Origin of the sequence: Shewanella sp. SM87 (assembly GCF_025653705.1) — a bacterium.
Classification (GTDB): domain Bacteria; phylum Pseudomonadota; class Gammaproteobacteria; order Enterobacterales; family Shewanellaceae; genus Shewanella; species Shewanella oncorhynchi.
This window is the reverse complement of record NZ_JAKKSC010000004.1, coordinates 18,619-43,301: the sequence shown is the minus strand read 5'-3', so window position 1 is coordinate 43,301 and position 24,683 is coordinate 18,619. Positions and strand designations below refer to the sequence as shown.

Annotated in this window: 23 protein-coding genes; 13 read left to right on the top strand and 10 right to left on the bottom strand. The window is 45.3% G+C overall.

Going from position 1 to position 24,683, the window contains the following annotated elements:
• Positions 1-71: 71 nt before the first annotated feature.
• From L5M11_RS04330 to L5M11_RS04310, 5 genes are all read right to left on the bottom strand, one after another.
• Positions 72-512 carry a hypothetical protein gene (locus L5M11_RS04330; RefSeq protein ID WP_212600000.1) on the bottom strand — a complete coding sequence of 147 codons (441 nt, stop codon included), beginning with the start codon at positions 510-512 and terminating at the stop codon, positions 72-74.
• 224 nt (positions 513-736) lie between these two features.
• On the bottom strand, positions 737-1,174 hold the full coding sequence (locus tag L5M11_RS04325; protein ID WP_263191491.1) for an OsmC family protein: 438 nt from the start codon (positions 1,172-1,174) through the stop codon (positions 737-739).
• An 87-nt stretch (positions 1,175-1,261) separates the two neighbouring features.
• Positions 1,262-1,612 (bottom strand): DUF3325 domain-containing protein, encoded by a 351-nt coding sequence (locus L5M11_RS04320; RefSeq protein ID WP_113940646.1) that lies wholly within the window; start codon positions 1,610-1,612, stop codon positions 1,262-1,264.
• Positions 1,609-3,279 carry a PepSY-associated TM helix domain-containing protein gene (locus L5M11_RS04315; protein WP_173246078.1) on the bottom strand — a complete coding sequence of 557 codons (1,671 nt, stop codon included), beginning with the start codon at positions 3,277-3,279 and terminating at the stop codon, positions 1,609-1,611. The genes L5M11_RS04320 and L5M11_RS04315 overlap by 4 nt, the downstream gene beginning before the upstream one ends.
• Position 3,280: 1 nt before the next feature.
• Positions 3,281-3,655, bottom strand: a complete 375-nt coding sequence (locus L5M11_RS04310; RefSeq protein ID WP_131523016.1) for a DUF3649 domain-containing protein — start codon at positions 3,653-3,655, stop codon at positions 3,281-3,283.
• Positions 3,656-4,083: 428 nt separating this feature from the next.
• Here L5M11_RS04310 and L5M11_RS04305 point away from each other — a divergent pair, with 428 nt between their 5' ends.
• Complete coding sequence (locus tag L5M11_RS04305; protein ID WP_263146115.1) at positions 4,084-5,652, top strand: methyl-accepting chemotaxis protein; 1,569 nt, start codon at positions 4,084-4,086, stop codon at positions 5,650-5,652.
• A 248-nt stretch (positions 5,653-5,900) separates the two neighbouring features.
• Complete coding sequence (hpf, locus tag L5M11_RS04300) at positions 5,901-6,257, top strand: ribosome hibernation-promoting factor, HPF/YfiA family (RefSeq protein WP_028760784.1); 357 nt, start codon at positions 5,901-5,903, stop codon at positions 6,255-6,257.
• Between the two features lie 93 nt (positions 6,258-6,350).
• Here the strand turns inward: hpf and L5M11_RS04295 are convergent, their stop codons facing one another.
• Entirely contained in the window at positions 6,351-7,001 is a 651-nt protein-coding gene (locus L5M11_RS04295; RefSeq protein WP_263191490.1) for a response regulator transcription factor, read from the bottom strand.
• Between the two features lie 30 nt (positions 7,002-7,031).
• Entirely contained in the window at positions 7,032-8,225 is a 1,194-nt protein-coding gene (locus L5M11_RS04290; RefSeq protein WP_263191489.1) for a sensor histidine kinase, read from the bottom strand.
• 183 nt (positions 8,226-8,408) lie between these two features.
• Between L5M11_RS04290 and L5M11_RS04285 the strand changes: the two genes are divergently transcribed.
• Together L5M11_RS04285 and L5M11_RS04280 are read left to right on the top strand one after the other, a co-directional pair.
• Positions 8,409-8,918 carry a DUF2141 domain-containing protein gene (locus L5M11_RS04285; RefSeq protein WP_219234069.1) on the top strand — a complete coding sequence of 170 codons (510 nt, stop codon included), beginning with the start codon at positions 8,409-8,411 and terminating at the stop codon, positions 8,916-8,918.
• Positions 8,919-8,932: 14 nt separating this feature from the next.
• On the top strand, positions 8,933-10,609 hold the full coding sequence (locus tag L5M11_RS04280) for a carotenoid oxygenase family protein (RefSeq protein WP_263191488.1): 1,677 nt from the start codon (positions 8,933-8,935) through the stop codon (positions 10,607-10,609).
• Between the two features lie 65 nt (positions 10,610-10,674).
• Here L5M11_RS04280 and L5M11_RS04275 read toward each other — a convergent pair whose 3' ends face one another.
• Positions 10,675-11,397, bottom strand: a complete 723-nt coding sequence (locus L5M11_RS04275) for a YebC/PmpR family DNA-binding transcriptional regulator (protein ID WP_028760779.1) — start codon at positions 11,395-11,397, stop codon at positions 10,675-10,677.
• A 435-nt stretch (positions 11,398-11,832) separates the two neighbouring features.
• Here L5M11_RS04275 and L5M11_RS04270 point away from each other — a divergent pair, with 435 nt between their 5' ends.
• Positions 11,833-13,401 carry a methyl-accepting chemotaxis protein gene (locus L5M11_RS04270; RefSeq protein WP_131523011.1) on the top strand — a complete coding sequence of 523 codons (1,569 nt, stop codon included), beginning with the start codon at positions 11,833-11,835 and terminating at the stop codon, positions 13,399-13,401.
• Between the two features lie 332 nt (positions 13,402-13,733).
• On the top strand, positions 13,734-13,958 hold the full coding sequence (locus L5M11_RS04265; protein WP_028760777.1) for a TIGR02922 family protein: 225 nt from the start codon (positions 13,734-13,736) through the stop codon (positions 13,956-13,958).
• Positions 13,959-14,134: 176 nt separating this feature from the next.
• Here L5M11_RS04265 and L5M11_RS04260 read toward each other — a convergent pair whose 3' ends face one another.
• Positions 14,135-14,716: a TetR/AcrR family transcriptional regulator gene (locus L5M11_RS04260; RefSeq protein ID WP_028760776.1), complete on the bottom strand. Its 582-nt coding sequence runs from the start codon at positions 14,714-14,716 to the stop codon at positions 14,135-14,137.
• Positions 14,717-14,849: 133 nt separating this feature from the next.
• Between L5M11_RS04260 and L5M11_RS04255 the strand changes: the two genes are divergently transcribed.
• Entirely contained in the window at positions 14,850-15,917 is a 1,068-nt protein-coding gene (locus L5M11_RS04255) for an alkene reductase (protein ID WP_263191486.1), read from the top strand.
• Positions 15,918-15,987: 70 nt separating this feature from the next.
• Here L5M11_RS04255 and L5M11_RS04250 read toward each other — a convergent pair whose 3' ends face one another.
• Positions 15,988-18,405: a Lon protease family protein gene (locus L5M11_RS04250; protein WP_198572106.1), complete on the bottom strand. Its 2,418-nt coding sequence runs from the start codon at positions 18,403-18,405 to the stop codon at positions 15,988-15,990.
• 519 nt (positions 18,406-18,924) lie between these two features.
• Between L5M11_RS04250 and L5M11_RS04245 the strand changes: the two genes are divergently transcribed.
• From L5M11_RS04245 to L5M11_RS04220, 6 genes are all read left to right on the top strand, one after another.
• Positions 18,925-21,645 carry a bifunctional diguanylate cyclase/phosphodiesterase gene (locus L5M11_RS04245; RefSeq protein ID WP_263191485.1) on the top strand — a complete coding sequence of 907 codons (2,721 nt, stop codon included), beginning with the start codon at positions 18,925-18,927 and terminating at the stop codon, positions 21,643-21,645.
• Positions 21,646-21,800: 155 nt separating this feature from the next.
• A complete protein-coding gene (locus L5M11_RS04240) occupies positions 21,801-23,039 on the top strand; it encodes a DEAD/DEAH box helicase (RefSeq protein ID WP_263191484.1) in 1,239 nt (412 codons plus the stop codon).
• A 94-nt stretch (positions 23,040-23,133) separates the two neighbouring features.
• The gene (locus L5M11_RS04235) at positions 23,134-23,289 is read left to right on the top strand and encodes a hypothetical protein (protein WP_263191482.1); all 156 of its coding nucleotides are present in this window, start codon (positions 23,134-23,136) and stop codon (positions 23,287-23,289) included.
• A 112-nt stretch (positions 23,290-23,401) separates the two neighbouring features.
• On the top strand, positions 23,402-24,061 hold the full coding sequence (locus tag L5M11_RS04230) for a hypothetical protein (protein ID WP_263191480.1): 660 nt from the start codon (positions 23,402-23,404) through the stop codon (positions 24,059-24,061).
• A 29-nt stretch (positions 24,062-24,090) separates the two neighbouring features.
• Complete coding sequence (locus tag L5M11_RS04225) at positions 24,091-24,333, top strand: hypothetical protein (RefSeq protein ID WP_263191479.1); 243 nt, start codon at positions 24,091-24,093, stop codon at positions 24,331-24,333.
• Positions 24,326-24,652, top strand: coding sequence for a hypothetical protein (locus L5M11_RS04220; RefSeq protein WP_263191478.1), 327 nt, complete (start codon positions 24,326-24,328; stop codon positions 24,650-24,652). Before L5M11_RS04225 ends, L5M11_RS04220 begins: the two co-directional genes overlap by 8 nt.
• Positions 24,653-24,683: the final 31 nt, after the last annotated feature.

Sequence of the window (24,683 nt, the reverse complement as noted above, 5' to 3'; positions counted from 1 at the left end):
GGTATCTCGGCTAGCATATCCGCGTACAAAGTTAGGGTGTTGTCTCTTGGTTCCCGAGACAACACCCATTTTTATGCCCATTCATTAATACTTCTATTCCCATTTTTACTTGTTTCCGCATAGGTTTGCATAGTGTTCACTTGCTGTTGTTGGGCAAGGTGATTAACTGTCATTGCTCTCGCGTCTTCGTTATGGCTTAGATAATAGGCCGTTGGCGCTGAAATTCCTTGGCTCGTTCCTGTCGCTAAATTGGTCATGTCGGCGATCACTTGATACTTCATCTTCGCGTGTTTCAATTCGACTAAGGTTTCTATGTTGTCCCTCAGTGCTGGCATTTCTGCTGGTTTTTGCGCATTTGCCGCCAATTGTTTTGCATCGCTAGAAAGCGTTACTGTATCAGTTGATGCTGGTGCGCTGGTTTGAACTGGATTTTTAACCTGTGCAAATTCAGCATTAGAGACATTTTTTTGTGGGCTGACAGACGGGGAATTTCGCAGTGGTTGAATGTGCATCTTTTAACTCCAACAGATGATACCAAGCTAAGATTGGCTTATATCGTACTGTTTAAAAGCTGGACCTGAGCTGAATAATGGTGAAAAGTTAGACTCTGTGGATGGTTAGGTGGCGCGGATAATTCGGTGATAGCAATGATTCGGACAGGTATTGAGTTACGGTGCGGCAATAAAAAAGCCCGCTTAGGAAAACCATCAGCGGGCCATAAAGATCTGCTCAAATCCTAAAACTTGATTTGAATATCTGCTGCTAAACTATTAGCGATAAAGCAATTTGCATGTGCTTTCTCGTGAATTTTCTCAAGGGTTTCTTGGCTGACTTCGGCCCCTTCAGCGAAAATGACCTTAGGATTGAGCACCATCTTTGTCACGGCCAACTTGCCCGCCTCGTTTTTACCCAGCTCTGCAGTGGCATTATCCACATAGGAGGTTACAGGTAAGCGCTTAAGATGCGCAATTGCTAGAAAGGTCAACATATGGCATGAGGATAATGCAGCCAACAGGCTTTCCTCTGGATTGACATTTTGCCCATTGCCTTTGTATTCCGGTGCCGACGAGGCTTGAATCGTCTGGCCGCTGCCAAAGGTAATACTGTGGTCTCGACAAAATTCGCCTTCTTCGGCGGGCGAGGTTTGCCAGTTAACCGTTAAGTTAAAGCCCATTATTTTCTCCTATCTGAAGGACATCAGGGCACTATAGCCTAGCGGTGCTCACTTAGCCATGATCGCCATGCCAGTGTTAGCTGGACATTAGATCCCAGCACTCAGTAATAGAGTGCCAGTGAGCACGCTGCCAGTGACGATTCCTATCGGTAAATGGCGCGGGCTGTAGCTTAACGTTAGGATGACCAGCATTGCCGCGAGGGAAATTATTCCCATAAACAAAATGCTCCCGTAGGCCCAGCCCTGATCGCTCGCGCAGGCACTTAAGCTAAATGCTAGTAGTAACCAAGCAAACAAGGTTAGCAAACGACTTTGCCATTGTGCTGGTGGACGATTGAACACATCTTTGAAGTGACCAAATTTAGCTAAGGCAAACAGGGCGAGGGAAAGATAACTCAAACCTAAGATCCCAAGTAGGGGAATAAATTCTGGCATCATGATTTGGCTTCCTCCAATGAAGATGACGAACTAAGGTCGCTGGCAAGGGATGTTTGGGATTCGCTTCTACGTGCATTTTTTGCTTTTGCTGGGCGTTTAGCGGGGGCCTTAGCAATCAAAGTCACTCTTTTACTGGCAAATAGCATAGCGCCACCAAGTAGCACTGCGAGCACGTCAAATCCGACTAAAGCCCATTGGTGGGATTGGATATTGTCGATGATATTGCTTGGTGATGTGAAGGCATTGAGCACGGGCAGCGCACAGCACAAGGTCCCTGTGAGTCGTAATGCGGTTTGCCACTGGCGACGTGAACGACCCAAGAAAGCCCAAACTCCCATTGCCGCTAACGCGAGAAAGAAACTGTGAACTTCCCATTCAGAGCGGCTTGCAAAACTTGTCGATAAGAGACGATTGGCGTAAAAGAAGGCTACAGTGCCTAAGGGTAGTCCTAAGATAAACATGAAGTTTAACCCTTCAACTAAACGTAATCCAAAGCTTGGTTTCTCGCCTTTATCGATCAATTTTTGCTGTTTTTGACGTAGACGAATGGCCCACATCAAAGTGCCTGTCGCGATCATAGCGCAGCCTAATAAACCGCAGAAAAAGAATAAAAATCTTAGCAGCGGGGCGGCAAAACGTGCCGTGTGCAGCGACATCATAGTATCGTAAGTCGCGGAGGCTCCTGAGGCTTCGTGCGGGCTGGTATATTTAAGCTCACCATTTACCCCGTTGAATATCAAAATATTGGCTTCATCGGTCACATCTTTACCTGTGTTTTGGTAAAAGGTCACTTGGCTATTTTGATCTTTAGGGTATGACACTATCACTTGCTTAATTGGCGCATCGCCCCATGCGGCTTTCACTTGAGGTAATAATTGGCTTAGTTGCACCTGTGGCGCACTAATCCCTGCAGCTTTCTCGGTTTGTCTGGCGGGATTAAGTTCTTTTAAAAAAGCTTGGTTATCACCCGAATAGGCGGTATTAACCGTCCATGGGATATAGATAAGCATTAGGGTAATAAGCCCTGTATAAGTGATCATCAAATGATAGGGCAGGGCGATGACAGAGCTCACATTGTGCGCGTCTAGCCAAGAGCGAGCGCCTTTATCCCGTCTAAAACTGAACAAATCTTTGAAGATCCGTTTGTGGATCACTATGCCACTGATAAGGGCGATCAGCATAAACATAGTGCAAACGCCGACGATATAACGCGCTGTAATAGCGGACATATAGTGCAAGTCAAAGTGCAGACGATAGAAGAAATCACCGCCGCGACTCTCACGCACTTCAGAGATCATGCCGCTGCCATCTGCTAAGGCTACATGTTCTTCAGTCTTGCCACGACGCTGACCTTTTTCTGGTGGCAGTTGCCAGCTAACGCTTTGAAAGGGGGTTCGTTCAGTTGGAAAACCTATCATCCAGCGCTGCGCTGTTGCCGGCGAATGCGCTTCTATGTAACTTTGACCTTTATCTAATTGGTTTTCGAGTGTATCGGCTCGGTAGTCTTGATAAACCCCTTTGTGTAATTCGGGTTCATTCCAAAGGCTGATCTCATGGCGAAAATAACTCAAGCTACCCGCAAAAAAGATCAACAATAATACCCAACATACCAGCAAGCCTGCCCAGGTATGTAGCCAAGATAAAGTTCTAAAAAATGTCTCTTTCATCTTATTGCCCACATACCTTGATCAATCCAAAACATAACAAACTCACTAAGCCTAAATCTCGCCACGCATGCCAGGTTTTACGCACACAAAAGGCATAAATAATAGCAATGGCATAAAACAGGAAAGCTAACATATTGGCTGTTATCGTGCTTTCAAAGCGCGGCATAGGTAGCACTAATGTCAGCAGGCAAGCCAAGGTTGCTGCCGCAACATAACCCGCCAGTAGAGCGGCACTCGCACGCGCAAAGACTTTGAAGGCAAACTGCGATTGCTCTTGCTTAAACCATTGCACAATTCCCCGCGAAATCAGCGAGAACGAGCGCATTTGGGTTGTAGAAGATTGCGTTGAGGTTTCAAACGCGGGTGTATTAGACATAAGTGCCACTTCTCATTTCGAGCCAATATGGGTCTGTTATGGCTATCCGTTACTGTTGATTCTGCAAAGTGTGCTTGAGCTTTTTGGCTTAACGACGAATGCATTTCTATAGCAGTAGATAGCTAACCGCGAGAAGTATAACTTAGTTAATTCAAATGATAAACGATATCATTTAGATTCGAATGTGAATTTGTGATCTTAAGCTGATCTGCTTTAGCGAGTGTAGGGTGACGAGTTTAACGTATGTAGCGTAACGAGCGCCCTGTCACAATTGTTTGTTTTTATTTGTTGATATGTGTTTAGTGGTTACTGCTTGTTTAGCGTTAGGTTAATTTTTATGCTGCCAATGTGAGCTTTATCAATTTTGATAGACGACGGTTTTGGCAGAATGCGTTATCTTTTTTACCGAGACCTAGCCTGATAACCCTATGCATAAAAATTCTACAAATGGTGAAACACACCTGTCAGATAATGCGATTTTACTATCAACGACGGATCTGAAGGGAAACATTAAATATGTGAATCAGACCTTTTCGCAGATCAGTGGGTTTAGTGTTGCTGAGTTGCAAGGGAATCCACATAACATAGTGCGCCATCAAGATATGCCTGCGGCTGCATTTAAGATCCTCTGGGAGCGAATTAAGCAGGGAAAACCTTGGATGGGGATAGTTAAAAATCGCACCAAAACGGGCGGCTATTATTGGGTGAATGCCTACGTTGCGCCTGTGTATGAAGATGGTAAAGTTCATGAGTATCAATCTGTTCGTCGCCAAGCTACCCCTGAGCAGATTAAAGCCGCTGAGAGTATTTACAGTGATATTAATCAGGGCAAGCAACCTAAAGTGTTGCGTAAAGATAGGTTAGGTTTCAGTGGCAAAATACTGCTGGCCATGTTGGTTTCGATTACGGCTACGGCGATAATTGCCAGTTATTCCCCCATAGTTGCCGCGATGGTGGGAATGAGTCTCGCGTGCCTAGCATGGTATTACCTGATGCAGCCGCTGCAAAAGCTTGTGTCTATGGCAACTAACATTATTGACGATCCCGTCGCTACGGGCGTGTACACCGGCCGCCAAGATGAGATCGGTAAATTAGACCTCGCCCTACGTTTTTTGATCACTGAAATTGGTGGCGTTGTTGGCCGTATGGCTGATTCTGCCAGTGAGATCCAAGCACAAAGTGTCAGCCTTAAACAAACCATTACAAACACTTGGGAGCATGCCGATAGTCAGAGTGAACAAACCACGCAAGCTGCGACTGCGATGGAGCAGATGAGTGCCAGTTTTGCTGAAGTAACGGGAAACATTCATCGCACTGCCTCGGAAATGGTGTCGAGCCATGAGGCGGCTCAACGCGGGCATTCTCGTTTAGAAACGGTTATTGATGCGATACATCAGTTAAGTGTACAAGTGAGCCACTTTTCCGATGTTGTACAAGCTATTGAACAAGATAGCAGTGCGATTCACCAAGTGCTCGAAGTCATACGTGCCATTGCCGACCAAACTAACTTATTAGCCTTAAATGCGGCAATTGAAGCGGCACGGGCAGGGGAGAGTGGTCGTGGTTTTGCCGTGGTGGCCGATGAGGTCAGGCAGTTATCGAGTCGTACTAGCCAATCCACCTCGCAAATTGAGTTAATTGTTAGCCGTTTTAGGGAAAGCACTCAAAGGGCGACCTCGACCATGATGGCGGGGCAGGAACAGGTAAAACGTTCGGTAAGCTTAGCGCAAGATGCGAGTGTGGCTTTTGGCGAGTTGCTTTCATCTATTTCGCGAATTAATTCTTTGAGTGATGATAATGCGGCGGCGATGACGCAGCAGACTTCGGTGGCCGCAGAAATTAGCCGAGCCATCCATGTGATCAGCGACTTGGCTCAGCAGAGTTTAGAGCAGACGCTCGATGCGGCAGCGCGGGGTGATCAAGTGTCGCGTTTATCGACCAAGACGCATCATTTGTCCCAACAGTTTTGGCAGCAGAGTGTGCAACGTAAATATTAAGCGTATTTACCTTATGTCGTATTGCATTTTGTGATTGATTTATTATTAATGCCTGTTTATAAATCAATCACTTAATCATGTTTTTCTCGCTGTTTTATTTTTGACTTCTTGATGGAGGTCACATTTAGGAGATGCTAATACCTGAGTTGACCGAAATATTTGCCAATAACCCTTGTGTTTTATCCTGCATGCCCCAAGCTCTATTAGTGAAGCAAAAATAAAAGTAATGACACTAAAAGGGACAACCTATGAAAATAAATATTTCTGGTCACCACGTCGATGTTACTGATTCTATTAGAGAAGATGTTAACGAAAAATTTGCAAAAATCGCCACCCATTTCCCCTCTCTGATCGCACTGGACATTATTATTGCGAAAGAGCATGGCGAGTATCAGGTTGAGCTTCGTACGAATTATGAAGGAAGCCGTATTTCTGCTTCAGGTACCGATGAGGTTATGTACCCAGCAATCAAAGCCGCATCGAAAAAATTAGATGCAGCACTTAAGCACCGTAAAGGTCAGCTAAAAGCGGATTTGCATGAAACCCCGAGCTGTACAACGCCAGCTATTGCCCATGAAATTATCCAAGAGATGGATCTTCGTTAGGTTTTAGCCATAACTCATCGCTTTAGATGAGCACAAAAAGGGCCTTAAATGGCCCTTTTTGTTGGCAATAGGGTTTGGTTTAATGCTAATGGGTTAAATCAATGCCAGTTGCAATCCCTTGAGCACAGCTTGGGTACGGTCTCGGCAATCGAGTTTAGTGAGTATGTTAGAGACATGATTCTTCACTGTGCCCTCGGCTAAAAATACCGCATTGGCGATTTCTTTATTGGAGAAGCCGCCTGCCATAAAACTGAGAATTTCCCGCTCCCGTTCCGACAATAATTCATTTCTAGTTACCCCAATGCTAGGTGCAGGTTTAGGCTCACTCATCTGTTTGAGTACCGAAGGCTCTATCAAGTAGCCGCCTTTGGCGACGGTTTCGATGGCGTGCAGTAACTTGTCGAGTGACACGTCCTTGAGCAAAAAGCCGTTGGCTCCCGCCTGTAAACTATTGAGGAATAACTCACTGTCGTCGAAGGTGGTTAACATGATGACAGGTAAGCGATTGGCACTTTGCCGTATCTGTTTGAGCATGGCGATACCATCAAGATTTGGCATACGGATATCACTGAGCAGCACATCGACGGGATTGCTGGCAAGCTTTTTGAGTGCATCTTGACCGTCTTCGGCTTGCCATAACACGCGAATGTTGTCGGAAATAGCGAGCAGGCTAGCGATCCCTTGGCGAACCAATTGCTGATCTTCCACTAAACCGACACTGATGGTGTTGTTTTGCATATCCATAGCTATTCCAAAGATTTTTTTAATAAAAAGTTAAGCGAGTGCTGGGAGTGTGAGGGTGAGTTGGCAACCGGACGCCGAGTCATTTGCCCTTAACTCCAAGGTGCCATTAAAGGGTTGTAGCCTTTCCTGCATGCCGCCGAGCCCAGTACCGAACTGCCCAGTGCCGAACTGTCCTGTACCGTTTAGCCCTGTGCCGCTTTTAGCTGATGCGTTTCGCGCGGCTCCCCGTGTTAGCCCCATGCCGTTGTCGCTTAGTTGCAATACCAGCGCGCTTTGGGAGTCTTGCATGCTCAATTGCAGTTGATTCGCCTTGCCGTGACGAACGGCGTTGCTGATGCCTTCCTGCAGCACTAACAGTAGTGCCTGAGTCAGTTCGGCTGATTGCAGTGGTTTCATTGCTTTGCAGGTGAGAGTGACGCAGGGTAAGCGGGTCATCAACGCCTCAAGAGGGGGGACTAAATCCAATCCGACTTGCACTCTTTGCGCCCTGACGACGGCGCGAATACTTTCAAGTAGCTCTTTAGCTAAGGATTTACTTTGGTTAACTTGAGGTTTGAGCTCCTCGGGCGCTGTATGGCTTAGTACTTCCAATTGCAGGGAAAGCGCTGTGAGTTGGTGGCCGAGAATGTCGTGCAAATCGCGTGATATCCTTAATCTTTCTTGCTGTTCGCTGGCTTGGCTCAGCAGCGCGCGAGTGGCAATAAGTTGTTGGTTTAGCTGTTCTTGTATCAAACGTGATTTACGTTCAGAAAGCCTTGCTTGGCTACTGCTGTAGGCAAAGAATTGAAAACCAAGATAAATCAAAATATTGAACACATTGCTTTGTTCATGCAATTGCCATTGCTGCAGTAGGTAATAAACAACATTGACCAACACTAGCTGTGAAATGGCTTGGCGACGACTAAAAAACTCAGGCAACAGTGACGCCCAAATGACGAAGAGGATAGGCAGTAATGCGTTGTTTGCTGTGAGCATTAAGCTCATCACGGTCAACGGCATCACTAGCGTGGTTATGCGGCGAAGTTGAATATTATTATGCGCAACTTTATCGGTAGCTATCAGTATAAATTGCACTAAATACAGCCCATAAAGTGTTACATTGAGCATGCCTTGCCATGTATGTAATGCGGCTTGGTTTATCCCAACCCAAGCGACTAATGCCCAAGTGAGCACTCCAGCGGCAATCAACATGTTTTCTTCTTTCGCTAATCGATTTTCTAGCACGAATGTCTATTCCTTAATCCAATTCTGCCGACCATTCTAGGGTATCACCGCCAGATGTCACTATGCCAAAAGTCATGTTGTTATCATTTTGTTTCATGACTTTTGGCACCTGTTTTTCGTCCTGTGATTTTTTAAGCTAACTCCATCGCAGTTACTTATGAGCGCAAATAACAGGAGTAAGACATGAAACACGTGAACTCGGCTATGACAAAAACACAGTTTTCCCAAGCTAATAAGACGAAAAGGGCGTTATCAGCGATTTGGGGCGCAGGCTTAGCTTGCTCGCTCTTGTCGGCTGGAAGTGTGTCGGCAGGAAGCATGTCGGCTGAGAGCCAGGCACATACCTTGACTGTCGATATCGATAATATTCAAGTACAAACCGGCGCCTTGATGGTTGAGCTTTATGCCAATGCCGAGGATTACGCTGCAGGCCATAATCCTAGCGCGTCTATGATAAAACCCGTCACTAAGACAGAGCATAGGCTGGTATTTAGCGATCTCGCCGATGGCCAATACGCGGTAAAGGTCTTTCATGATGAAAACAACAATCACAGTTTAGATACCAATATGTTAGGTGTGCCGAGTGAAGGCTATGGCTTTAGCAATAACGCCGGCAGTTTTGGACCTGCGAGCTTTAAAGACGCCAGCTTTAGTTTGCAGGCCGATGCTCAAATCACTATACACATTCGCTAAGAGGGGGCTGCACCATGGATAGACGTCAATTTCTAGCAGGCTCAGCCGTCCTAATGACGACCGCTGTTTGGGCCAGTTCAGTGGATAAGTTATTGGCGCTGGATAGCGCACAAACGGTCGCACGTGAGCCTTGGGCTATTGGATTTAGTGGTGCTGAAGGTGACTATCAGCCACTGACTATGCAGGTTTCGGGTGAGTGGCCAGCGCAGTTGAGTGGGAATCTATATCGTAATGGGCCAGCGAAAATGTCTCGGGCAGGTAAGGCATATCAGCATTGGTTCGATGGCGATGGCATGGTGCAACAGTTTAGTGTGAGCAATGGGCAAATTCAGCATCAGGCCAAGTTCATCCAAACAAAGAAGTTTAAAGTCGAAGAGGCCGCTGGCGCGTTTAAGTACACGACCGCAGGCACAGTGATCCCCAATGCTTTACCTATTCGAAATAACGATGACTTGAATGTGGCCAATACCAGTTTATTGCCGCGCCACGGCGAGTTGCTCGCTTTATGGGAGGCGGGGTCACCCTATCGACTCGATGCTCAGACCTTAACCACGCTTGGCGTGAAAAGCTTTGGCGACAAGTTTAAGGGTTTACCCTTTTCCGCCCATCCACTCGATGATGGACGAGGTGGACTATGGAATTTTGGCGTCTGGTATGTCGGTGGTGAGAAGCAATTACTTGTGTATCAAGTGGCACCCGATGACAGCATAGCCAGAATGGAAGTGATTGAATTGCCACAGGCGAGTTACTTACATGCCTTCGCGCAGAGTGAGAATAAGCTGGTGTTTTACATTTCATCCTGCGTGTATGAAGAGGGCGAAACCTATGTTGATGCCTTTAAATGGCGCCCCGAATTGCCATCGCAATTACTAGTCATCGACAAAGCTGATTTTAGCGTGCGCCAGTTATACCTGCTACCTGCGGGATTTGTGTTTCACTTTGGTCAAGCCATTGAGAAGAATGACGAACTTTCTGTGCAGCTTTGCCTCTATCCCAATTCATCTATTTTAACCCAAGGGATGAAGGGGTTACTGACGGGGGAGCGTAAAACTAAGACACCCCATGCAGAGTTAGTGACTATCACTGTACCGCTCACAGTACCGCTCACAGTAGCACTTACAGCAACTAGCAAAGCGCAGTTTGCGGAGACCTTGTCTTCCTCTGCACGTATTAACCGCAGCGGCGTGATGATGGAGTTTCCCCAGTTTTCGCAGCACATTATGGGTAAAAAACAAACTAGCGGTGAAAAAGCGTTTGCAGAGAAAACAGGCGGGGCTTCGGCGTTTGTTCCGTTATTTGGCGTTGGAGCAAGATCAGATTCAGCTGTTAACTCTGGCTCCAGCTCTAACTTTAAATATGAAGCAGAATCTGACTCTGAATCAGGGCTAAGTAACACTCTGTATTGTATTCATAATGCAAAAGACAGCAGCAAGCACAGTGTGGATACACTTGGCGACGCGAGCTATAGCGCGTTTTATCTTGGCAAAGGCAAAATTGCCGAAGAGCCGCTCTATATCCCCGCCACTGAGCAGCACGAAGCCTATTTACTGATGACTTGGCTCGATTACCATAATGCACAGTCTGGTTTGTCTTTGTTTCGTGCCAGTGATATCAGTGCGGGCCCCATCGCTTCGGCTCAAATGAACAGGGTATTGCCACTAGGGTTTCATGGCTGCTTTATTGAAGCTTAATATTTTGATCTATAAATAAAAAACGCAGCTCTTGGCTGCGTTTTTGTTTCAGGCGAAAGAAACGTTTAGTCATCAATTTCCGCATTGTGATAGACGTTTTGTACGTCGTCACAATCTTCAAGTGCGGCAATAAACTTTTCAAACATAACGACATCTTCACCTTCAACTTTAGTCATGTCCTGCGGTACGAAGGTGATATTGTCAAATTCAAAGTTAACCTCTGGCATCGCTTCGGTCAGCGCAGTTTTGACTTTAAAGTATTCAGTGTGTGGCGCGTATACTGTGATTAAGCCATCTTCAAGCTCAACATCGCTTACATCAACGTCAGCCATCATCAGCAGTTCTAAAATCGCATCTTCGTCATCACCCGCAAACACGAACACGGCTTGATGATCAAACATGTGGCCAACTGTACCAGGGCCGCCGAGTTTGGCATCGTTTTTCACGAAGGCTTGACGCACTTCGGTGAAGGTACGTTTTACGTTATCGGTTAAGCAGTCAACAATGACCATGCAGTTGCCAGGACCAAAACCTTCGTAACGGGCGGTATCGTAATCTTCACCACCGCCGCCTTTAGCTTTTTCAATTGCGCGTTCAATAACATGCGCGGGCACTTGGTCTTTCTTAGCGCGTTCAATTAAGCGACGCAGTGATAAGTTTCCATCGGGCTCAACGCCGCCTTGCTTAGCGACAACGTAAATCTCTTTACCGTAGCGTGAATAAATGCGGGTTTTTTGACCGGCTGTTTTCGCCATGGATTCTTTCTTGTTTTGATATGCTCTGCCCATCTTGATCTCGTTAGCTCAAAAAAATTGCGCCGATATTAGCAGTTTTCTTGGCATAAGTGCAGTCGTCCCTATGTGATTTATTACCTAGAAGGCGACGGGGCACGCATTTCAGGGCAAAGTTGGTTTTATCAAGGAAGATCCGCTTTTAGATAGGCAAGGACTATATCGCGATAGATTAATACTAATGTCTAATGCCATACGCTCGTGAGACTGTTGATGATAGCTAACTTCTACTTTGTTTATTTAGCGAGATAAATTATCTAGCTTATTCAGAGAAATAGACTAAAACTATAAATCTTGAGCGCTATCATAGTTAGTCCTCCCTCGTCAGTTGTAAGCAATAGCCGCTGTAATTGATAGCAGCTGAACGAAGGCTAATGATTCGACTCTTAGCATTTCCCTTTCATTTTTACCTTGCGCAGTTACGGGAAGTATATGGAAATACAGCACAAAATTTTAATTTTCATCAGTTTTACGCTGGTCACTCTGGGGAGTTTATTACTTGAGGGACTGCATCTTCCGAGTATTGTGCAGGCGGTGATCTTGGGCGTTCTTGCCTGTGGTTTAGTAGTATGGGTGTGTTTGCACGCATCTAAGGCTAAGCTCGACACCGATGAGGCAAACATTAAGGTATTACAAGAGCAAAGCATCCCCGCCCACGACATTAGTGTGCAAACCAGCAAAATGGCTATTGGTTCGGCTGAGGTGTCGCATTTTATTGATTTACTGAATAAATCAATTGAATCAAATGGCGAGCATGCCAGCGCCATTGCGGTTGCCGCGGGGCAATTGAGTCACACTACGGCCCAACTTGGCGATAATGCGGCAGATATTTTAGGCCAAGCTCAAGAGGCTGAGCGCGTTAGCGTGCAGGGACGAAGTCAAGCTCAGAAAGGTGTTGCAGCCATTCGTTCACTGAGTACGGATATTGATACTGCCGCAGAGCAAGTGCAGGCGCTTAAATCAAGAGCCGAAGAAATCCAAAAAATTACCGAGGTGATTAACTCCGTTGCCGAGCAAACGAATCTGTTGGCCTTAAATGCGGCTATCGAAGCGGCTCGTGCGGGAGAGCAGGGTCGAGGTTTTGCGGTCGTGGCTGACGAAGTACGTAGCCTTGCGGGGAAAACGGCGGGTGCAACCCAAGATATTGGCAAAATGCTATTAGAAATCCGCAGTGAAACGGATAAAACTTCTGGGCTGATGGAGCGAGTCGTGACGCAAACAGCCGATGTGGTCGCCGCCATGGGCGAGTTAGACGCGCACTTCACTGAGATTTCGGCTTCTGTGACCCAATCGGCCCATGCCTTAGGTGATATGGAAGATTCACTCAAACAATATAACAACACTACTAACGACATTAGCCGCTCGGTGACTCAAATACGTGACTCGTTAAATTCGACGGGTAAACAGAGTCATAGCGTATCCGAGCAAGCCTTTACTTTATCCTTGACCACTGAGGGTATTTTTAAAGCGTTGTCTAAATGGGATACACAAACCTTCGATCAGCAGGTTCTGCAATTGGCGAATGTTGCCGCTAAAGCGTGCGGTGACAAGTTAGCACAAGGTTTAGCCAGTGGCAGTTTTAGCGAGGCTGATTTGTTTAATCCTAAATACCAACCTATTACCAATACTCAGCCGCAGAAATACAGCACGGCTTTCGATCGTTATACCGATCAGCATTTTCCAACAATTCAAGAGCCCATTCTGGCAAAACACAGCGAAATTATTTATGCGGGAGCCGTTGATAGGAAAGGTTATTTTCCGACCCATAATAAACGCTTTAGCCAAGCACTGACAGGCAAAGTTGAGGTTGATATGGTGCACAATCGAACCAAACGCTTGTTTAATGATCCGACAGGGATCCGTTGCGGCGCCCATACTGAACCTGTGCTATTGCAAACTTATAAACGCGATACGGGCGAAGTGATGCACGACTTGTCTGTGCCCATTTTTGTAAACGGTAAACATTGGGGCGGATTTCGAGTGGGATTTAAAGCTAAGTAGATTACTGATAACTCAAATTTAGGTTATTTACTCTAAAAAATGCATAAAAACGCATCTTTATTTGTGTCTTATATGTGATCGATAGTGGGTAATTGATTAACATAATAGAAATAGATTGGCATCTTTTTGCCGAAGTGCTTAAATAGCCCAAGGTGTACAGTATAAGACAGTATTGTATCCAATAAAAAATCATAAAATTTGAATAAGACCTTAAGCAATTGATTTAAAATGTTTAAAATATCTTTCTGGATATTTTAAAATGTTGAGGACAGGGAGCTCTCTTGCGACGTAAATATAACGCAGTAGATGCTGCTTAATGTGAGTTAAATGTGATGCAAGCAAATCAAGCGACTGTAACTGTTTTATATTATGATGCCCCCGTAGGGTTAATTATGCACAACGCCGTATTAGGTAATTTGCCAGTGAGTGAAGCTGGGCGTGTGATGATACCTGCAAGTTTCCGCAAGGGAAAATCTATCATTGCTGTACTTGAAGGTGAGTGTAAGATATTGAATTCATTAGGCGAGAGAGTGTTTGCTCAAGCTAATATAGGTTAACATTTTAAACTAATCGTCATTCTTGGGACGAATAATTCGCTTTGCTAAATTATCGTCCCGACATCTTCTGCAAAAATTCTATTCAATCCATCTATTTCTATTAATGTTAGCGCTTGTTCGCCTAATCATATTCGGTTAGTCATTCAGATATTTACTGTCCCACAAATTAACGCACTTTAATGGCAGACTTCTGCCAATAATTGGTCTGCAAGGTACTGTAAGGTTTCGGCATTAGGATGGGTGTGGGCGAAGGTTCTTAAACCATAAATTCCCATCATTAAATATTGGGCTCTTTGCTCGCTGCTGCGATTGCCTTGGAGGAGTCCTTGTAACGTTGCGGTGGCAAATTGTAGTGTGAGTGCTTGCTGCCAAGATTGTAGATACTGATTGATGATGTCTCGGATCTCAACATCTTGCTCTGCAATTTCATTTAACGCTTTTGTCAGTAAGCAAGCTTGGGCGCTATCGCAACTCAGACATTCAATAACGAGATGATCTAAGTAGGTTTTCAAATTAGTAAGCACATTCTCGCCATTGCCGAATAGATTGTTGAATTGCTCGTTTCTGTCGAGTTGATATTGCTCTATGGCCGCGATTAATAACCCGCGTTTATTGGTGAAGGCACAGTAAATCGACCCCGGATGTAATCCCGTGGCTTGAGTAAGATCTTGCATGCTCGTTTTGGTGTAACCCTTGTGCATGAAGGCGGCCATAGCGCCGCGAAGTACCTGTTCTCGGTCGAACTCTGCATTACGCATCGAATTTAATTCACTTGTATAGAAACGCTTAGGCCAGATTCTACCTAAATTTGAACAAACATTCAAAAATGAACTTGAATGATCGTTCAAATAATAATATTTTGAATGCATATTCAAGAATGGGACTGAGAAAATGACCACACAAACCACGCCAAATTCATTGGTAAATCTGTTCGATACCTACTCACTTAATGACACTATTACCTTAAATAATCGTATTTTAATGGCACCTTTAACCCGTTGTATGGCGGATGCCGATTTAGTGCCGACCGATGATATGGTCGCCTATTATGCACGCCGCGCCGAAGCGGGTTTGATCATCACAGAGGCGACGATTATTCGTCCCGATGCCCAAGGTTATCCAAATACCCCTGGTATTTTTACTCAAGCGCAAATTGCTGGCTGGCGTAAAGTGACCGATGCGGTACATGCCAATGGCGGTAAGATTTTTGTGCAGTTATGGCATACGGGCCGTGTTGCTCATCCACACTTTTTCGGTGGTGGTGATGTGCTTGCGGCATCAGCACAGAAGATCGAAGGCAGCGTGCCAAGAATGCGCGAACTGACATATGTCACGCCAAAACCTGCCACACTTGAGGATATTCAAGGCCTAGTGCGTGATTACGCCAAAGCGGTGGAAAATGCCATTGAAGCTGGGTTTGATGGCGTCGAAATCCACGGTGCAAATGGTTATTTGATTGACACTTTCTTACACCATGACAGCAATCGCCGCACCGATGAATACGGTGGAACACCTGCCAATATGTCCCGTTTTGCGCTTGAGGTTGTCGATGCTGTTGTGGCTCGTATCGGCAAAGACAGAACCGGTTTACGGATTTCTCCAGGGGCTTATTTCAATATGGCGGCAGATAGTCGTGACCGCGAAGTGTTCGATTACTTCTTGCCTGAGCTGGAATCCCGCGATATCGCTTTTGTGCATATTGGAATTTTCGATGACAGCATGGAATTCGACTATCTTGGTGGCAGAGCTTCAAGCTATGTGCGCGCACACTATGGCAAAACCTTAGTGGGTGTTGGAAGCTACAGCGCTGAAACCGCCAGTGAAGCGATTGCGGCGAATAAGTTTGATTTGATTGCTATTGGTCGCCCATTCATTGCTAACCCTGACTATGTTGCTCGCGTGCGTGATGGCGTTGAACTTGTTCCTTACAGCGATGAAATGCTTACAAGCTTAGTGTAATTTCGCTTAATAGCTTTATAAAGAAAGGGTTAGCATGTGCTAACCCTTTTTTTGTCTCTCTCGTTTTTATTTAATCCGCTTTAACTAAGGATCTGAGTGCGGTGAGCTTTTGCTGAGCTATGCCAAAAATACTCTCGGGAGAATATTGTCCTTGGCTAGGTGCGGCCGTTTGCGGCAAACTTCCTGCGGTTTTACCGAGCAGTAATTCCATTGCTTGAGTCACATGGGTAATAGCCCAAATATGGAACTCCCCCTGTGCCACTGCATCGACAATGTCTTTGCGCAGCATAAGGTTGGCCATGTTCGAGGCAGGAATAATCACCCCTTGTTCCGGTGTACGGCCTTTTATTTTGCAGACATCGAAGAAGCCTTCAATTTTTTCATTCACGCCGCCAATGGGTTGAGCCTCACCAAATTGGTTCATCGAACCTGTGATGGCAATATCTTGCCTAATTGCTTGCTCGCTAATAGCCGAGATAATGGCGCAGCATTCGGCCATCGACGCGCTGTCACCGTCCACACCGCTGTATGATTGTTCGAAGGTGAGGTAAGTGGTGAGCGGGATTTGCGCCGTCTTACCTAAAACTGAGGCTAAATAAGCGGTTAAGATCAACACGCCCTTAGAATGGATCCGGCCTCCAAGTTTGACTCTGTGCTCGATATCCATCACTTCACCCTTACCAAACGCTGTGGTTGCTGTGATGCGATTGGGCATACCAAACTGATGATCTGAGGTCGAGATTACGGATAAGGCATTGATTTGCCCAACCACTTTGCCCTGAGTGCTAATCAAGGTCGTGCCGTTGGTAAAGCTTTGCATTATGTTGTCGTGCAGACGCGAGACTCTTTGCTCTTGATTTCGCAGTGCTTGCTCAACGTGCGGCACTAAAATTTGCTGGCTACCCGAAGATTTAGCGCAGTAGTTTGATTCCCGCAGCAGGTTGGCAATATTGGCTGAGTGTAGCGACAGTTTTTGTTGATCTTCGGCCTCACGCGAGCTGTATTCGATGATGCGTGCTATAGCCGCACGGTCGCAATGTAGCATGTTGTTGTCGTGAACTATGCTCGAAATAAAGCGGGCATAGTGCGCCTCAGAAGTTGAGGTTCTGTCCATCACATCTTCAAAATCGGCGGTAACGCGGAATAACTCACTGAAGTCAGGATCATAGTGCTGTAACAGCTGATAAGTTTCGTGATCGCCAAACAGAATAATTTTCACATCTAAGGGGATAGGCTCAGGCGCCAATGAAATCGTGCCCGACAGTGACACTTCCCGCTCCAGCGAACTTAAATCGAGTTTGCGTGAACGCAGGGCGCGTTTTAACCCGTCCCACACGTAAGGGCGTTCTAACACTTTTACCGCATCCATCAATAACACGCCGCCGTTAGCTTTGTGCAGACTGCCAGAGCGGATAAGTGAGAAGTCGGTGAACACTGTCCCCCTGAAGGTAGCGTTTTCCACATAACCAAATAGGCTGTGATAACTTGGGCTTTCTTCTACGACAATAGGGAATTTTTGAGTCCCTTGAGCGACCAAAACGTTAACTTGGTAGCGGCGGGGCATTTTCTTTTCAAGGGAAGCGTAGGCTAGGCCCAGTTGTTCTTCACTTTCTTCTAAAAAGATATCTAAATTGTCTAAGATATCCGCCTGCATACCGGTTAAGAAAGTCCGCGCTTCTGGCTGATGCTTGAACTTATCTTTGAGTGGCTTAATAAAATGAATTAATACTTCTTTGGCGACTTGTTCGTCATGCTCTTGCTGCTTATCGCTGAATTCTTCTTCCCATTCAGTGATTTGGCGAATAATACCCCGTAGTTTAACCTCTAGGCCATTGATATTACTTTCAAATTGACTACGTTCAGTCTCTGTCAATGCTTCGAATGAAGCTTCGTCATGGGGTTCTTCACCATTGAGCGCTACCATTTGATAGTCGCCCTGCATGGTTAAACTGAGGCTGATGCCTTTTTGTTTCGCTTCTTCGGTTAATTCAGTGAGTGCGACTTCTTGTTTCTGTGATAATTGGCTTTTGAGTTTTTCGGTGCGGGCATAATACATTTCATTATCAAAGGCTAAAGGCATAGCTTTGACAAGTTTAAGCATCAACTTTTCGACGGCTTTTTTAAATTCAAGCCCAGTCCCTGCGCTCAGTTTCAGTACTTTAGGGCAACGGGTATCATCGAAATTAACCACATAGCACCAATCGTACAGGGTATGGTCGTTTGGCTCGTGACGGCTTAGGTAACGCAGCATCATGGTCCGTTTGCCGAGGCCGTTCTGACCTATGGCGTAGATGTTGTAACCCTTTTCTTTAATTCCCATTGCAAACTCTACCGCTTGCTGGGCGCGTTCTTGGCCGACAATATCATTGAGAGGTGTGAGTTCTGCTGTCGATTGGCAATCTGTGCTTAATTGGTCGAGTTCGCAAATGCGATATAATTGTTTACTGTTGAGCAGGGTAGCTTGGCTTGATACGACGTCAGTGGGCATAAATATCCTTGGTTTTTCAGCCTTATTATTTCCATTGTAGACAATAAGATAGCATTTTTGTCAATCAAAACTCTGTTATTGCTGATATATGTCTTTAGGGATGGTTTTCTCTCGCTAAGAAAGTGCTGAATTATCGGGGGAAGACTTAATTGATTAAGTCTAACTAATTGTTACTCAATAAACTTATCGCGATACTGACACTAAAATTTTGTGCTAAAGTAGCAAATGCAATGTTAGTTGGATTTACCCGTGCAAGCAGTCTGCTGAGTGTGAGTAAGTTAGTGTGAATTTTGATGGTTTGACCTCTACCACCCTAAAAGGTGGATATGATGGAGTAAGTTTTAGATCTAACCTTAGTGCCAATTGAGATGTATTGATTTGATGTTAAACGTAAAATTTTATGAGATTTTACTGCTTGGTTAACGTTTTCCCTCTGTAGCAATATTGGGCATGTGTTTAAGGTCTTACGGTATTCTCGCTGTAGGCCGATTGAGCAGTAACGAGATCTGAGTTGGCAAGATGATGATAGATGTACCTATTACGCAGCAACAGCTGGATAACTGGTTGAGTGACTTAAATTTAGTCGCTGAGATATCAAGCAGTAAAGCAATGTTATTAGCATGGAATGCTGCGGGTGAACTTAGCAGCATGTTAAGTTCAGACTCTGCGGCTGAAAGTGAAATACAGGCAATACTCAGCCACCTAAGTGGCAATCATTTGGCTAACCCCCAGCCTGCGATAAGCCAGTCCGTTGTGATGCCATCAATGCTCACACCATCAGAAGTTGTTCCAAATCCATTTGATATTATTGATAAATCTACTATTTCCCCTCTAAGCAATGCTAAGTTGTCCAGCCTGAGTGAGCCGATTTCAGCATTGCCGCGATTAGGCAGTCATCAAATCACGGCTGCATTATCTGTATCACAGCTAACTGAGCAGGTACGTGAGCCTCTGTTAATTATGGATACTCGGCAGCACTCAGATTGGCACACTTGTAGCGCAATCGGCAGCGTGATTTGTTTATCTCTCGCTTGGCCATCTGGGGCAAATTTTGGCTTTTTATGTTTTTATCACAACGAGGCGCTCGGCGTAGATTCGAAAACGCTGCAGCTGGCAAAGCTTATCAGCGATAGCATTCAACGCCAGTTAGGCGAGATATTGAGCCAGCACAGTGCGGCCGAAGCATTAAGCCGAGGTGCGCCAACGTGTGTCGATACGGTCGATTTACAAACCTTTATTGATAGTTTTGAAGAACATATTTGGATGAAAAATGCCGCTGGCATTTACACACTCTGTAATCGCAGCGTCGAGAAAGCATGGGAAATGCCCCGAAGTGAGATTGTCGGTAAATCCGATGTCGAACTCTTTGGTGCTGAAATTGCGAATATTTTTCTAGAGGGTGATAGGCTCGCTATCGAGTCTGGCATGCCTATTATTGTCGCTGAGTGTTTAGACGGCAATGAAGCTAAAAATCATCTTTGGTTAGAAACGCTCAAACTCCCAACCTTAAATACCCAAGGTGAGTTTGTGGGCGTTATCGGTATGACTCGCAATATTTCCAAGCATAAAGCGGTTGAAGAACAACTGACACTGGCGACCAATGTGTTTAAAAACTCGGTCGAAGGCGTGGTTGTGACCGACAGACACGGCAATATCACCGACGTAAATGGCGCATTTTTTGAGATCACAGGTTATGTGAGGGAAGAGCTGCTCGGTCAGAATCCACGGATTTTTAGCTCGGGTCGCCATGATAAAGCATTCTTCGACAAACTGTGGAATGCCCTGTTGGCTAACGGTAAGTGGAATGGTGAAATCTGGAATCGGCGTAAAAACGGTACTATTTTCCCGCAAAATATCACCATAAGTACGATTTATGATGAAGTCGGTGATGTGCGTTATTTTGTCGCTGTGTTTGCCGATATTTCTGCCCAAAAAGAGAATGAAGCGCAACTCACGCACTTAGCGTATTTCGACCCGCTAACGCATTTGCCTAATCGCATGAAGTTTATGATGCAGCTCAAACAGGAAGTGCGGCAAGCTAAGCGGCTGAATTTGCAGTTAGCGACAGTGATGATAGATGTCGATTTGTTTAAGCATATCAACGACAGTTTTGGCCATAGCATAGGTGATGAAATGCTGGTCGAGCTTGCCAAGCGTTTACGCAGCCAAGTAGGCGATCAGGATGTGTTATCGCGGATTGGTGGCGATGAGTTTGTGGCGTTAATTTCGGGGATTGATAATAGCGAAGATGCCACGGTTGCCATTAATCAATTACGCCAAGTGTTTGACCAACCTTTTATTGTGAGCACGGGCGACCACTTGCGTTTGACCGCGAGCATGGGCGTGTCTTTGTATCCAAGTGATGGAGCCGATGCGGACACTTTACTGCGTAACGCCGATGCGGCCATGTATCGCGCTAAAAATGATGGCCGCAATAATTATGCTTTTTATACTGAGTCCTTAACGCAACAGTCTTTTGAGCATCTTAAGCTGCAAAGTGCCCTCTATGGCGCGATTGAGCAAAATGCTTTGTACTTGATGTATCAGCCAAAACTCGACTTAGTGACTCGAAAAACCGTGGGATTTGAAGCGCTGCTGCGTTGGCACGATCCTCAACTGGGTTTAATTTCCCCCGCGGTATTTATACCCGTGGCTGAAAAAATTGGTCTTATCCATGAGATCGGTTTATGGGTGCTAGAAACCGCCTGTCGTCAGGGCATGCGTTGGCTTAGTGAAGGTAAACACTTTGGCCGCATTGCAGTGAACGTGGCTGGACAGCAGTTACAGCGCAGCTCCTTTGTGGATGATGTGAAACGTGTCTTAGCTGAAACGGGCTTACCCGCCAAACACTTAGAGCTTGAAGTGACTGAAAGTGTGATGATGCAAAATCCCGATCTTGCTATCCGCGACTTAAAGTTACTTGGCGATCTGGGTATCGAATTATCGGTCGATGACTTTGGAACCGGTTATTCATCGCTGAATTATTTGAAAAAACTACCCATCCATAAGTTGAAGATTGATCAATCCTTCGTGCGGGATATTCCCTTCGACACTAACAATACCGCGATTGCTAAAGCTGTGATTGCGCTTGGACATGCGTTGAAGCTCGACATTATCGCCGAAGGAGTGGAAACCAAAGAACAAGCCGATTTTCTGCAACAAAATCAGTGCGATCAAGCCCAAGGTTATCTCTTTAGTCGTCCGCAACTACCAGAAGATCTCGACGCATTTCTATCGTGATGCTGGCGTATTGCGAGACTGACTTATGGTAAGGCTAACTATCCTGAAATTGATTTAGTTTCACCCGATAGAACCACAGGGCTAGCGCTATGGCGCTAGTCGCTTGGGTTTGTGTCTGCTAAGATTCTGGTCATTATTTTCAGTGGTTAACCGCAATGTCTTTTAGTGTCTTATCCTTAAACTCCACATTAGTGAATACCTTAGCGAGCCTTGGCTATGAGTCGCCAACGCCTATCCAGCTAGAAGCTATCCCTGCCATCTTGGCGAAACGGGATGTGATGGCTGGCGCCCAAACGGGTACAGGTAAAACCGCGGCGTTCGCCTTGCCAATCTTGCATCATTTGTTGGCACTCAGCCCTGCGCAAGAGTTAACCGCGGTGAGACCTGTACGTGCATTAGTCTTAGTGCCGACACGTGAACTGGCGGTGCAGGTACAGCAGAGTTTTGTTAAGTACGCTAAAGGGACAGATATCCGTGTCGGCATCGCCTACGGCGGCGTGAGTATCGATGCGCAGGTCGCTGTGTTTAATGCAGGGATAGATGTGTTAATCGCAACACCGGGTCGCTTACTCGATCACCTCAGGCAAGGCGCATTGGGTCTTAAGCAATTGAGCGTGCTTGTGTTTGATGAAGCCGACCGTATGCTCGACATGGGCTTTATGGATGAAATTCAAGCCGTGCTCAAGCAAGTGCCGAGTGACAGACAAACACTGTTATTTTCTGCCACCTTAGATGCCGCCATCTTCAGCTTAAGTAAAACTTTACTGCGCGATCCCAAGTTGATTGAAGTTGCCAAGCGCAATACGACCGCTGCCGAAATTGAGCAAGTGGTTTATGCCGTCGACGCCGACCGTAAAACCGAACTCGTCAGCCATCTAGTGCGCAGTAAAAACTGGCACCAAGTGCTGATTTTTAGCCGCACTAAGCAAGGCGTCGACAAACTGGTTCAGCAACTCAATAAAGCCGATATTATCACTCAGGCGTTTCACGGTGACTTGTCCCAAGGTGCGCGCGAGAAAGTCTTGCAGGAATTTAAACAAGGCAAAATTCAAGTGCTGGTAGCCACGGATGTCGCCGCCCGAGGCCTAGATATCGTCGAGCTCAAGTACGTGATTAATTTTGAGCTACCTTTTATCGCCGAAGATTATATTCATCGTATTGGTCGCACAGGTCGAGCGGGCAGTGCAGGGCTTGCCATCACCCTTTTTAGCCAAGAGGACGCCCTATTACTGGAAGAAGTCGAAGTTGTATTAGACAAGCGTTTACCACAGCAATGGTTACCCGGCTTTGAACCCGACTTTAATAAAATGGACACCGAACCAAGACGTAACGGCAAAGCGGCCCAAAAACAACGTGCTAAAAAGCGTGCTTTAGGTGGGAAGGGGAAAAGGTAGGTTTTTAGGTGCGGCGTCTGGGTGGCTGAATATAATAGATTTTAGATCAAGTGGTTACGTGATTTATTATTGGTTAGCCGAGCATGAGCGGGTGATGGATAAAAATGAAGACGCCTATAAAAAGAAGAAAAAAGTTGAACAATGGTTACAAGACAGAAATATTGACTTCAGCATAATTACTCCTGGCTTAAAGGGGAATTCTGGCCAACAGACAGAGGCTTTTTTTGAATTGCAAAAACCAAGGCGTTAACCGTGTATTTTTATCCACTAAGTAAAGCCCATTAAGGAACTTGGTGTTGGTCAGGCTGATGTATTGGCTAAATTAGTTTTGAGCTGATGGATATGAATTAAGGATATGAGTGATGAAGTATTTGTTACTGCTTATAGGTCTTTGCTTGTATGGCTGCACTTCCACCACTTTGGAGGTCGCCAGTGTTCCTTCAATCAAGCCGTGGGATTCTGTTCCTGATACGAGAGAGTATACGCAGAACAAGAGTCTTGATAAGTACATTGAGTTTTCTAGCGTCCATCTCTCATTGTTGTTGACCAATTATGAAACCAAGTACCGCGGTAATGCCATATTGGGTATTGAAATGGAACGTTGGCCCGATAGCCAATTTAATGATGATGAAATTATACTCGCATTGGGGATAAAACCCTTGAAATTGCATGTTGAGTTAATAGCAAACAATATTGTGCTAATCATGAAGGTTGATGGTGTTGAACAGCATTTGAAGCCATATAGGATACTGAAATTTAAAGACTATGATACTAAATTTTGTGGTTTTGATAACTCTTTTGGTGGATGGGGTACTCGCAGTGTAGATGTTGGCGATAAGGAAGATAGTTTACTGGTCGACAGTAAATTTGCAGATAATTGTTATAACTTGTACTTTAAATTCCCTGAAAAGGTCGAAGATGTGGATTTTGCTCTCGATTTTTCCGGCTCCCTGCTACCGCTGGATAATCATCAAGTCATCTATTTTCATAAAAAACTGATTAAGTGGAGATCATCAAACTAAAACGTGAGAAGCCACTTTAAGTTGTTATTGTGGGATTAAACCAAATTTCTAAAAGCCATGACTTTTGGAACTCAGATATATCAAAGTTGGTTGGTTTTCAGGGGTATGATACTGCAACGGGAATGGTACTTTCAGGAACGGAAGCCTACAACACGGCCTTTCAAACATGGAGTTTGCTTGGTATGGCACCCAGTGCTGCATTCACTGGTATAGCAATGAGCGCCAGCACTCCTTATATCTATGATTTTTCGAAAAGGAATTATTATGAATAGGATCTGGGGCTTAACTCTAATGTTATTCAGTTGTACGAGTATTGAAAATCGTTATTACGATTTAAATACCCGTATCGAGTATTCTGAATATTTAAATAGTTTAAAAAATGACTATAAAGAGGGGCGATATTATAGTTTTGACGCTGTAAATTTCACTGAAACAGGCGACCGTCAACCTAGTTTAGCAAGACTTAAAAAACTGATTAGCTTACATGCGAACATCCCTGTTGATTGTAAGAAAAATATGGAAATCATCGATAGCACAAGGAATTTATACGAGGGTGGTGGGGAAAGCATTATCATCAAGTGCAGTGAATGATATGAGCTAAGTTAAAACGTTCGGTGTTATG